The sequence below is a fragment of the Pseudomonas sp. GB2N2 genome, assembly GCF_054897705.1.
The window spans coordinates 4,973,347-4,984,885 of sequence record NZ_CM142701.1 but is presented as its reverse complement, the minus strand read 5'-3'; the positions used below and the strand labels follow the sequence as shown (position 1 = coordinate 4,984,885).

At 61.2% G+C, this 11,539-nt stretch carries 8 protein-coding genes; all 8 read left to right on the top strand.

Going from position 1 to position 11,539, the window contains the following annotated elements; genetic code table 11:
- Positions 1 to 72: 72 nt before the first annotated feature.
- The 8 genes from betI to ACYZT4_RS23030 all read left to right on the top strand — a co-directional run bounded on the left by betI (position 73) and on the right by ACYZT4_RS23030 (position 11,424).
- Entirely contained in the window at positions 73 to 666 is a 594-nt protein-coding gene (gene betI / locus ACYZT4_RS23065; RefSeq protein WP_461983134.1) for a transcriptional regulator BetI, read from the top strand.
- A gap of 107 nt (positions 667 to 773) precedes the next feature.
- Positions 774 to 2,246 carry a betaine-aldehyde dehydrogenase gene (gene betB, locus ACYZT4_RS23060; protein WP_461983133.1) on the top strand — a complete coding sequence of 491 codons (1,473 nt, stop codon included), beginning with the start codon at positions 774 to 776 and terminating at the stop codon, positions 2,244 to 2,246.
- Between the two features lie 130 nt (positions 2,247 to 2,376).
- On the top strand, positions 2,377 to 4,080 hold the full coding sequence (gene betA, locus ACYZT4_RS23055; RefSeq protein ID WP_461983132.1) for a choline dehydrogenase: 1,704 nt from the start codon (positions 2,377 to 2,379) through the stop codon (positions 4,078 to 4,080).
- A gap of 274 nt (positions 4,081 to 4,354) precedes the next feature.
- Positions 4,355 to 5,797: a TldD/PmbA family protein gene (locus tag ACYZT4_RS23050; RefSeq protein WP_461983131.1), complete on the top strand. Its 1,443-nt coding sequence runs from the start codon at positions 4,355 to 4,357 to the stop codon at positions 5,795 to 5,797.
- Positions 5,797 to 7,134, top strand: a complete 1,338-nt coding sequence (locus ACYZT4_RS23045; protein WP_461983130.1) for a TldD/PmbA family protein — start codon at positions 5,797 to 5,799, stop codon at positions 7,132 to 7,134. The genes ACYZT4_RS23050 and ACYZT4_RS23045 overlap by 1 nt, the downstream gene beginning before the upstream one ends.
- Before the next feature lie 170 nt (positions 7,135 to 7,304).
- A complete protein-coding gene (mdtD, locus tag ACYZT4_RS23040; RefSeq protein WP_461983129.1) occupies positions 7,305 to 8,732 on the top strand; it encodes a multidrug transporter subunit MdtD in 1,428 nt (475 codons plus the stop codon).
- Between the two features lie 105 nt (positions 8,733 to 8,837).
- A complete protein-coding gene (gene dbpA, locus ACYZT4_RS23035; protein ID WP_461988768.1) occupies positions 8,838 to 10,175 on the top strand; it encodes an ATP-dependent RNA helicase DbpA in 1,338 nt (445 codons plus the stop codon).
- A gap of 70 nt (positions 10,176 to 10,245) precedes the next feature.
- Positions 10,246 to 11,424 (top strand): BaiN/RdsA family NAD(P)/FAD-dependent oxidoreductase, encoded by a 1,179-nt coding sequence (locus tag ACYZT4_RS23030; RefSeq protein WP_461983128.1) that lies wholly within the window; start codon positions 10,246 to 10,248, stop codon positions 11,422 to 11,424.
- Positions 11,425 to 11,539 lie beyond the last annotated feature (115 nt).

The window sequence follows — 11,539 nt, the reverse complement described above, 5'->3', positions numbered from 1 at the left end:
AAAACAAAATAGACTGGCCTTCAATCCGATAGACGTTCTGCGTCTGCCGGAAGGCCTAAGGAGATGTGCAAGATGCCCAAGGTCGGTATGCAACCCATCCGCCGCCAGCAATTGATCGAAGCCACATTGCAGGCCGTCGATCAGGTCGGGATGGGGGACGCCAGCATTGCGCTGATCGCCCGTTTGGCCGGTGTCTCGAATGGCATCATCAGTCACTATTTTCAGGACAAGAATGGCCTGATCGCTGCCACGGCGCAGTACCTGATGAGTGTCCTCAGCGAGAACGTCACCGCGCGTCGTCAGGCGCTGACAGATGCCAGCCCGCGGGCGCATCTGCAGGTGATCATCGAAGGCAACTTCGACGCCAGCCAGGTCAACGGCCCGGCAATGAAAACCTGGCTGGCCTTCTGGGCCACCAGCATGCACCACCCGTCTTTGCACAGGTTGCAGCGGATCAACGATCACCGTCTGTATTCCAACCTGTGCTGCCAGTTCCGCCGTGTATTGCCGCTCGATCAAGCGCGCAGTGCCGCCCGGGGCTTGGCAGCCCTCATTGACGGTTTGTGGTTGCGCGGCGCGCTGTCGGGAGATGCTTTCGACACCGAGCAGGCGCACCGGATCGCTTACGAATACATGGATTTCCAACTGGCCAAGCAGGTGAGTTAGAGCACACATAAAACGCTCAACCCCTGAACGCTACCGATGGCGATGCCAACTGCTACACGGCACACCCGGTGGTTAACGCCAACCACTTATGCACTTGCGAGGACTTTATGGCCCGTTTCGAACTGCAAAAACTCTACATCGATGGCGGCTACTCCGACGCCAGCAGCGACGCCACTTTCGAAGCCATCAACCCGGCTAACGGTGAAGTCCTCGCAAACGTCCAGCGTGCGAGCAAGCAAGACGTCGAGCGCGCCGTGGTCAGCGCTGAAAAGGGCCAGAAAATCTGGGCCGCGATGACCGCCATGGAGCGTTCCCGCATCCTGCGTCGCGCCGTCGACATCCTGCGCGAGCGCAACGATGAACTGGCCGCCCTGGAAACCCTGGACACCGGTAAGTCGTTCTCGGAAACCAAGTACGTTGACATCGTCACCGGCGCAGACGTGCTGGAATACTACGCAGGCCTGGTGCCGGCCATCGAAGGCGAGCAGATTCCTCTGCGCACCACCTCGTTCGTCTACACCCGTCGCGAGCCGTTGGGCGTCGTCGCCGGTATCGGCGCGTGGAACTACCCGATCCAGATCGCCCTGTGGAAATCCGCCCCAGCCCTGGCGGCCGGTAACGCGATGATCTTCAAGCCAAGCGAAGTCACCTCGCTGACCACCCTGAAACTGGCCGAGATCTACACCGAAGCAGGCCTGCCTGCTGGCGTATTCAACGTTTTGACCGGCAGCGGCCGTGAAGTCGGCACCTGGCTGACCGAGCACCCGCGCATCGAAAAAATCTCCTTCACCGGCGGCACCGACACCGGCAAGAAGGTCATGGCCAGCGCTTCCGCTTCGTCGCTGAAAGACGTGACCATGGAACTGGGCGGCAAATCCCCGCTGATCATTTTCGACGACGCCGACCTTGATCGCGCCGCTGACACCGCGATGATGGCCAACTTCTACAGCTCCGGTCAGGTCTGCACCAACGGCACTCGCGTGTTCGTACCGAGCCATCTGAAAGCTGCGTTCGAAGCCAAGATCGCCGAGCGTGTTGCGCGCATCCGCATCGGCAACCCGGAAGACGAAAACACCAACTTCGGCCCGCTGGTCAGCTTCGCCCACATGGAAAGCGTGCTCGGCTACATCGCCAAAGGTAAGGAAGAAGGCGCTCGCGTGCTGTGCGGCGGTAGCCGTCTGACCGACGGCGACTTCGCCAAAGGCGCATTCGTCGCACCGACCGTGTTCACCGACTGCACCGACGAAATGACCATCGTGCGTGAAGAAATCTTCGGCCCGGTGATGGCGATCCTCTCTTACGAAACCGAAGAAGAAGTGATCCGTCGCGCCAACGACACCGACTTCGGCCTCGCAGCCGGTGTTGTCACCAAGGACCTGAACCGCGCTCACCGCGTGATTCATCAACTGGAAGCCGGTATCTGCTGGATCAACGCCTGGGGCGAGTCCGACGCGAAGATGCCGGTCGGCGGCTACAAGCAGTCGGGCGTGGGCCGTGAGAACGGGATCAGCTCTCTTAATAACTTCACGCGTATCAAGTCCGTGCAAGTCGAACTGGGTGAGTACGCCTCAGTGTTCTGAGGAGCTACAAGCGGCAAGCTTCAAGCTGCAAGTAAAAGCAGTTTGGGGCTGCCGCACGCTCCCACTCACCCCGCTCGCTGCTCTTCCTTGCAGCTTGAAGCTTGGAGCTTGCCGCTCCCCCGGAGACCCTATGGCTAACGAATACGACTACATCATCATCGGTGCCGGCTCCGCCGGTAACACCCTGGCGACCCGTCTGACTGAAGACGCTGGCGTCACCGTCCTGCTGCTCGAAGCCGGCGGCCCGGACTATCGCCTCGACTTCCGCACGCAAATGCCGGCCGCCCTGGCCTTCCCGCTGCAAGGTCGTCGCTACAACTGGGCCTACGAAACCGATCCAGAGCCACACATGGACGGTCGCCGGATGGAGTGCGGTCGCGGCAAGGGCCTCGGCGGCTCTTCGCTGATCAACGGCATGTGCTACATCCGCGGCAACGCGATGGACTACGACAACTGGTCGAAACTGCCAGGCCTGGAAGATTGGGACTACCTCAACTGCCTGCCGTATTTCCGCAAGGCCGAAACCCGCGATATCGGCCCGAACGACTACCACGGTGGCGAAGGCCCGGTCAGCGTGACCACGCCGAAAGCTGGCAATAACCCGCTGTTCCACGCCATGGTTGAAGCCGGCGTGCAAGCCGGTTACCCGCGCACCGAAGACTTGAACGGTTACCAGCAAGAAGGCTTCGGCCCGATGGACCGCACCGTGACGCCGAATGGCCGCCGCGCCAGCACCGCGCGCGGTTACCTGGACACGGCCAAGAAGCGTTCGACCCTGACCATCGTCACCCACGCCCTGACCGACAAGATCCTGTTCGAAGGCAAGCGCGCGGTCGGCGTGCGTTACCTGATCGGCGCCGCTGAAGAGCGCGTTGAAGCCCGCGCCCGCAAAGAAATCCTGCTGTGCTCCGGCGCCATCGCTTCGCCGCAGATCCTGCAACGCTCCGGCGTCGGCCCGGCCGCACTGCTGAATACGCTCGACATCCCGGTGGTCCACGACCTGCCAGGCGTCGGCGAAAACCTGCAGGATCACCTCGAGTTGTACCTGCAATACGCCTGCACCCAACCGGTCTCGCTGTACCCGTCGCTGCTCTGGTACAACCAGCCGGCCATCGGTGCCGAGTGGCTGTTCAACGGCACCGGCATCGGCGCCAGCAACCAGTTCGAAGCCGGCGGTTTCATCCGCACCCGCGAAGAATTCGATTGGCCGAACATCCAGTACCACTTCCTGCCGGTCGCGATTAACTACAACGGCAGCAACGGCGTGAAAGAACACGGTTTCCAGGCGCACATGGGCTCCATGCGTTCGCCGAGCCGTGGTCGCATCCAGGCCAAGTCGAAGGACCCCCGCGAGTACCCGAGCATCCTCTTCAACTACATGGCCACCGAGCAGGACTGGCAGGAATTCCGCGACGGCATCCGCCTGACCCGCGAAATCATGCAACAGCCGGCGCTGGACCAGTACCGTGGCCGCGAAATCAGCCCGGGCATCGACGTACAAACCGATGAGCAGCTGGACCAGTTCATCCGCGAACACGCCGAAACCGCGTTCCACCCGTCCTGCTCGTGCAAGATGGGCACCGACGACATGGCCGTGGTCGATGGCGAGGGTCGTGTACACGGCCTGCAAGCCCTACGCGTGGTCGATGCCTCGATCATGCCGATCATCACCACCGGCAACCTGAACGCGCCAACGATCATGATCGCCGAGAAAATCGCCGACAAGATCCGCGGCCGCCAGCCATTGCCGCGCAGCACGGCGGACTACTACGTCGCGGGCGATGCGCCGGTGCGTGGGAAGCCGTTGCGGGATGTGAGCCCTACTCCTCAGTAAGTCGACATACCGCATCACGGCTAATCGCGGGCAAGCCCGCTCCCACAGTTTCTGGGGTGAATTACAAATATGTAATCCAACTCGGACCTTGTGGGAGCGGGCTTGCCCGCGATGGGGCCCGACCAGACTTAACAAATCTCCCGGCAATCCTTTTCTAGGCCTCTCCAAGCTTGATCCCTCCCCCCGCACAGGCCTAATCTAGCGCCACGCAAACGTTTCACCTCTCCCCCCGCTCCACCGTTCCGCCGCCACTCCATTCCAAGGAGGTTCCCGAATGTTCGATTTCCACCCCCAGCTCAAGCAGCGTTTTGCTGCCTTGCGTACGGGCGCTGAATTCTTTTCGCTGCGTTATGTGCGCGAGTCCGGCCAGTACCTGTCGGTGCGCAAGAATGTTGCCGAACCGCCGAGCCTGAGCCGTGATGAAGGGGCGATGCTGACCGTTCGCGTCAATGGCGTCGAAGCTTATGCGGCGACCAACGATCTGTCGCAGTCCGGCCTGCAAGCCGCGGTGGATAAGGCCGAGCAACAAGCCCGTCGCCTCAAGCCCCACGCGCTGCTCGACCTGCGCGAGCAAGCTGTTTCCAGCGACCACGCCGACTATTTCTCGCCGAACCTCGACCAGCCCTTCCCGTCACTGAGCGATTGCTACCAGTTGCTCGGCGCGGAATCCGCGTCCGTGCCCAAGGACGAACGCCTGGTGAGCTGGCAGGTCAGCATCGGCATTACCCACGTCGAGCAGATTTACCTCAACAGCGCCGGCGCCGAGTTGCGTCAGGCCCAGCGTTTCGTCTACCCCGGTCTCGACGTTACGGCCTACGACGGCAACGACAGCCAGACCCGCAGCCTCGGCCGCGAGAACTTCGGCCAGCAGGGCGCCGCCGATGTGATCAGCCGCTGCGGCCTGATCGGCGCCGGCCCGGCCATCGCCGATCAAGCGCTGCAATTGCTGCTGGCACCGAACACCCCGCAAGGTCCACGGGACCTGCTGTTGATGCCGGACCAGATGATGCTGCAGATCCATGAATCCATCGGTCACCCGCTGGAACTGGACCGAATCCTCGGTGACGAGCGCAATTACGCCGGCACCAGTTTCGTCAAGGCCGAAGACTTCGGCCATCTGCAATATGGCTCGAAACTGCTCAACGTGACCTTCGATCCGGACATCCCCGAGCAGCTCGCGAGCTACAGGCATGACGATGACGGCAGCGCCGCAAGCAAACAGTTTTTGATCAAGGAGGGCTTGCTGCTCAAGCCACTGGGCGGCGCCCTCTCGCAATTCCGTTCCGGTATGGACGGCGTCGCCAACAGTCGCGCCTGCGGCTGGAACCGTCCGCCAATCGACCGCATGGCCAACCTCAATATCGAGCCCGGCGATCAGCCGCTTCAGCAACTGATCGGCAATATCGAGCACGGGATTTTGATGAGCACCAACCGCTCTTGGTCCATTGACGATGCGCGTAATAAATTCCAGTTCGGTTGCGAATGGGCGCAGTTGATCGAAAACGGCGAACTCAAAGGCGTGGTGAAAAATCCGAACTACCGGGCGATTTCCGCGCACTTCTGGAAAAGCCTCAGCGCCGTCGGCGACGCCAGCACCTTCAAGGTTTTGGGCACGCCGAACTGCGGCAAAGGCGAACCGAATCAGGTGATCCGCGTCGGCCATGCGTCGCCGGCCTGCGTGTTCAGCAACGTGGATGTGTTTGGGGGAGACGCCTGATGAGTACGTCGAACAGTCAGGCCGATGGGTTCAAGGCCTTGGTCAAATGGCTGTGCGAGGCGATTCGCGAGCCCGAGCAGTTCACCCTCGGCTATGCCGCCGAATCCTCGGCCTTCGTGCGCTTCAACCATGGGAAGGTGCGTCAGGCCGGCCAGGTGCAACAGGCGAGCATCGGTTTCAAACTGATCAACGAGGGCCGGCATGCAGACCTCGACATTACGCTGTCGGGCGATGCCGAGGTCGACCTGCAACGGCTGGCCGAAGGGCTGCAACAGCTGCGCGACACCTTGCCGTTGCTGCCGCAGGACCCATACCTGCTGCTCAACCACACTGGCTGGCAGAGCAAGAATGTACAGGCGCATCCGCTGCCGGACACTGAGCAGGCAGTCGCTGAAATCACCCGGGCCGCCGAAGGGCTGGACCTGGTGGGCTTCTACGCGGCCGGGCCGATCAGTCGCGGTTTCGCCAGTTCCTCAGGCGCGTTTGGCTGGCATCAGGCCAACAGTTTCAACTTCGACTTCAGTCTGTTTCACCAAAACGGTCAGGCGGTGAAAGCCAGCTACGCCGGGCACGACTGGAACAGTGAAGGGTTCGCCAGACGTTTCCAGCAAGCGCGAGAGCAGCTTGAATTCTTCGGTCGGCCATTGCGCACGCTGGCGCCGGGTCAATACCGCGCCTATCTGGCACCGGCCGCGCTGGAAGAAATCATGGGACTTTTGTCCTGGGGCGGTTTCTCGGCGCAGTCGGTGGCGAGCAAGAGCAGTCCGTTGCAGAAACTCTACGCGGGTGACCAGTCGTTCAGCCCGCTGCTGTCTCTCGATGAGAAAGTCAGCGGCTCGTTGAGCCCGGCGTTTTCCGGAGAAGGTTATCCGCGCAGTGATCTGAAACTGATCGTCGAGGGTCAGGCCGGTGCGCAACTGGTCGGCTCGCGCAGCGCCGCCGAGTACGGCCTGACTGCCAACGGCGCCAGCGGCGGTGAATCGCCGAGCGCGTTAAACATGGCGCCCGGCGCACTGCCGGAGGCCGATATACTCAAGCAACTGGGCACCGGCTTGTACATCAGCAATCTCTGGTACCTGAACTACTCGGACCAGCCGATGGCACGCATGACCGGGATGACGCGGTTTGCGACGTTCTGGGTTGAAAACGGGGAGATCCAGGCGCCGGTGAGCACCATGCGGTTCGATGACAGCGCCTACAGTTTGCTCGGTTCGCAACTGGAGGCATTGACTGAAGAGCGGGAGTTGCTGCTGTCGGCGAGTACGTACAGTCAGCGGGCCACGGCCTCGGCGTTGTTGCCGGGTGCGCTGATCAGCAAGCTGACCCTGACCCTGTAAACGCATTTCCTGTAGGAGCAGCCGGTCGACGCTCGATTGCTCGCGAAAAACCTGAGCTCACCGCGTTGAATCAGGATGCCGGCGTTATCGTTGACCTCCATCGCGAGCAATCGAGCGTCGACCGGCTGCTCCTACAGGGGCGGGTGTTATCCCAATTGACAAGAGGTCCCATGCCCAACCGCCCAGCTCTCGACCCTGTCACCGCCCGCTGGTTGCCGTGGGTCGTCGCCATTGCCTTCTTCATGCAGTCCCTCGACGGCACCATCCTCAACACCGCTCTACCGGCCATGGCCCGCGACCTGGCGGAAAACCCGTTGCGCATGCAAGGCGTGATTATCGCCTACATGCTCACCGTCGCCCTGTTGATCCCCGCCTCGGGCTGGATCGCCGACCGCTTTGGCACCAAGAAAATCTTCTTCGGCGCGATTCTGTTGTTCAGCATCGGCTCGTTGCTCTGTGCTCTTTCGAGCAGCCTGAGCATGCTGATCGGCGCGCGGATCATTCAAGGTCTGGGCGGCGCACTGATGCTGCCGGTGGGAAGACTGGTGGTGCTGCGGGCCTACCCACGCTCGGAACTGGTGCGGATCATGGGCTTCATCACCATTCCCGGCCTGCTCGGGCCGCTGATCGGCCCGACCATGGGCGGCTGGATGGTCGAATACCTGACCTGGCACTGGATTTTTCTGATCAACCTGCCGGTGGGCGCTATCGGTTGCTACGCGGTGTGGAAGTTCATCCCCGACCTGCGCGGCAGCGAGCGCACGCGCTTCGACAGCCTGGGCTTTTTGCTGTTCGGCGCGGCGATGGTGCTGATCACCATCGCCATGGAAGGTCTGGGTGAACTGCACTTGCCGCATTTGCGCGTGATGTTGCTGCTGTTCGGCGGCATGGCGTGTCTGGCGGCGTACTGGCTGCGGGCCGGGCAGATTGATAATCCGTTGTTTGCACCGTCGCTGTTCAAGACTAGAACGTTCGCCGTAGGCATTCTCGGAAACCTGTTCGCCCGTCTCGGCAGTGGCGCACTACCGTTCCTCGTGCCGTTGCTGCTGCAAGTGGCGCTGGGTTATTCGCCGTCCCAGGCCGGGATGAGCATGTTGCCGCTGGCCGCGGCGGCGATGTTCGCCAAGTGGTTCGCCCGTCCACTGATCGAGCGCCTGGGTTATCGCATCGTGCTCACCGGCAATACGCTGGCGCTGGGCATCATGCTGGCGAGCATGGGTCTGGTGAGTGAGCAGACGCCGTACTGGCTGCTGCTGGGGATGCTGGCAATTCTCGGCGCAATCAACTCGTTGCAGTTCACCGCGATGAACACCGTAACCCTGATCGACCTCGACGATGCGAGCGCCAGCAGCGGCAACAGCTTGCTGTCGGTGGTCGCGCAATTGTCCCTGAGCCTCGGCGTGGCCTGCGCCGGCGCCTTGCTCGGCGGGTTTACCGCAGAGGTCGGCAACGATGGCGTGGAAACGGTTCTCGGCGCCTTCCAGCTGACCTTTGTCACAGTCGGAATCATGGCGATGCTGGCGGCGACGATCTTCTCGCAGCTCTCAAAGGAAGACGGACGGCGTGTCAAACGTCCGGAAGAACACATCGAACCTTAGGGCCAATGGCCACGGGACTGATACACTGCGCGACATTTTGTTTTGCAGGCCAGTCCCGTGACCACCATCGCCACCGCTTTTAATACTTTGCCGCTGTCCGCCGCCATGCTGGCTAACCTCGACTCCCTCGGTTATGCCCAGATGACGCCGATCCAGGCGCAAAGCTTGCCGGTGATCCTCAAGGGGATGGACCTGATCGCCCAGGCCAAGACCGGCAGCGGCAAGACCGCGGCCTTCGGTATCGGCCTGCTGAACCCGATCAATCCGCGCTTCTTCGGTTGCCAGGCGTTGGTCATTTGCCCAACGCGGGAACTGGCTGACCAGGTCGCCAAGGAAATCCGTCGTCTGGCCCGTGCCGAAGACAACATCAAGGTCCTGACCCTGTGTGGCGGCGTGTCCTTCGGCCCGCAGATCGGTTCGCTGGAGCACGGCGCGCACATCATCGTCGGCACGCCGGGTCGCATCCAGCAGCATTTGCGTAAAGGCTCGCTGATTCTTCACGGCCTGAACACGCTGATCCTCGACGAAGCCGACCGCATGCTCGACATGGGGTTCTACGATTCCATCGAAGAAATCATCGCCCAGTGCCCGGAGCGTCGCCAGACCCTGCTGTTCTCCGCCACCTATCCGGTGGGCATCAAGCAGCTCGCGTCGAAATTCATGCGCAACCCACAGCAAGTGAAGGCCGAAGCGTTCCACGACGACACGCAGATCGAGCAGCGCTTCTACGAGATTTCTCCAGACGAGCGCATGGACGCTGTGGTCAAGGTCCTCGCGCATCACCGTCCGGCGTCCTGCGTGGCGTTCTGCTTCACCAAGCAGCAAGTGCAGGAAACCGTTGATCACCTGACCTCGAAGGGCATTTCCGCCGTCGGCCTGCACGGCGATCTGGAACAGCGTGATCGTGACCAGGTGCTGGCGATGTTCGCCAACCGCAGTACCTCGGTGCTGGTTGCCACCGACGTCGCCGCTCGCGGTCTGGACATCGATGCGCTGGACATGGTGATCAACGTCGAACTGGCTCGTGATTCGGAAATCCATATTCACCGTGTTGGCCGTACCGGTCGTGCCGGTGAAAAAGGCATCGCAATCAGTCTGGTCGCCCCGTCCGAAGCGCACCGCGCCCAGGCCATCGAGCAGCTGCAGAAGTCACCGTTGAGCTGGGATCAGTTGGACAACCTCACGTCCCAGGGCGGCGGTCCGTTGCTGCCGCAAATGAGCACGCTGGTCATCGGCGCCGGTCGTAAAGACAAAGTGCGTCCGGGCGACATTCTGGGTGCATTGACCGGTGATGCCGGGATTCCAGGCGCACAAGTCGGCAAGATCGCGATTTTCGATTTCCAGGCCTATGTGGCAGTGGAACGCGGGGTTGCCAAGCAGGCGGTTCAACGCCTGAACGAAGGCAAGATCAAAGGCCGCTCGCTGCGGGTTCGTATTTTGTAAGAAAACTTCGACTCAACGAAGATCCCACATTGGTTTGCCGGTGAATTGAAATTTGTATGAGGACACCGTTTTGCGCTCTACCGAAGTCGTGATCATTGGCGCTGGCGCCGCAGGGTTGATGTGTGCGCTGACCGCCGCCGGGCGCGGGCGCAAGGTGATGTTGCTCGACCATGCAAACAAGGCCGGCAAGAAAATCCTGATGTCGGGCGGTGGCCGCTGCAATTTCACCAACATGTATACCGAACCCGGCAATTTCCTCTCGCACAACGAACATTTCTGCAAATCCGCACTGGCGCGTTACACCCAGTGGGATTTCATCGGCATGGTCGCCAAGCATGGCGTGCCGTACCACGAGAAAAAACTCGGCCAGCTGTTCTGCGATAACAAATCCAGCGACATCCTCGACATGTTGCTCAACGAGTGCGATCAGGTCGGCGTCAGCCTGCACCTGGACACCTCGATCCAGAGCATCGAAAAGCTGGAAAGCGGTTATCTGCTGGACACTACGCTGGGCCAGACCACCTGTGAATCCTTGGTGATCGCCACGGGCGGCCTGTCGATCCCGACGTTGGGCGCTACGGGTTTCGGTTATCAGGTCGCCAGGCAGTTCGGCCACGAGCTACTGCCCACCCGCGCCGGCCTGGTGCCTTTCACCATCACCGATCAGCTCAAGGAGTTGTGCACCGAGCTGTCCGGCACCTCGGTGGATTGCCTGGTGAGCTGCAACGAGCAGAGTTTCCGCGAGAACATCCTGTTCACCCATCGCGGCCTCAGTGGCCCGGCGATTTTGCAGATTTCTTCGTTCTGGGAATCCGGCGACACGGTCGAAATCAACCTGATGCCGGATCACGACGTGCCGGGCTGGTTGCAACAGCAACAGGCCGAACGCCCGAACAGCGAGTTGAAAACCCTACTCGGCGAGATCTTCACCAAGAAGATGGCCAACCTGCTGGCGGACAACTGGTTCGTTTCCAAACCGATGAAGCAGTACACCCACGCGGAAATTGCCGACATCGCCGAGAAGCTGGCGAGCTGGAAAGTGGTACCGGCCGGCACCGAAGGCTATCGCACGGCCGAAGTGACCCTGGGCGGCGTCGATACCCGCGAAGTTTCGTCCAAGACCATGGAATCGATGAAAAGCCCAGGGTTGTATTTCATCGGCGAAGTACTCGACGTGACCGGGCATCTGGGCGGTTTCAACTTCCAGTGGGCGTGGGCCTCGGGTTACGCGGCCGCGCAATTCGCGTGACAAACACAAATCCCTGTAGGAGTGTTGAGCTTTAAGGGAACAGATTTTGCTGTCAGATGTGATCGGCGCCATTGCGTCGGCGTCATTACTGGCTCAATTTAGCGTCATTGCCTCG

Coding starts and splice junctions, on each gene's coding strand:
- betI (WP_461983134.1), top strand. CDS start 73: ATGCCCAAGGTCGGTATGCAACCCATCCGCCGCCAGCAATTGATCGAA.
- mdtD (WP_461983129.1), top strand. CDS start 7,305: ATGCCCAACCGCCCAGCTCTCGACCCTGTCACCGCCCGCTGGTTGCCG.
- dbpA (WP_461988768.1), top strand. CDS start 8,838: ATGCTGGCTAACCTCGACTCCCTCGGTTATGCCCAGATGACGCCGATC.
- betA (WP_461983132.1), top strand. CDS start 2,377: ATGGCTAACGAATACGACTACATCATCATCGGTGCCGGCTCCGCCGGT.
- betB (WP_461983133.1), top strand. CDS start 774: ATGGCCCGTTTCGAACTGCAAAAACTCTACATCGATGGCGGCTACTCC.
- ACYZT4_RS23050 (WP_461983131.1), top strand. CDS start 4,355: ATGTTCGATTTCCACCCCCAGCTCAAGCAGCGTTTTGCTGCCTTGCGT.
- ACYZT4_RS23045 (WP_461983130.1), top strand. CDS start 5,797: ATGAGTACGTCGAACAGTCAGGCCGATGGGTTCAAGGCCTTGGTCAAA.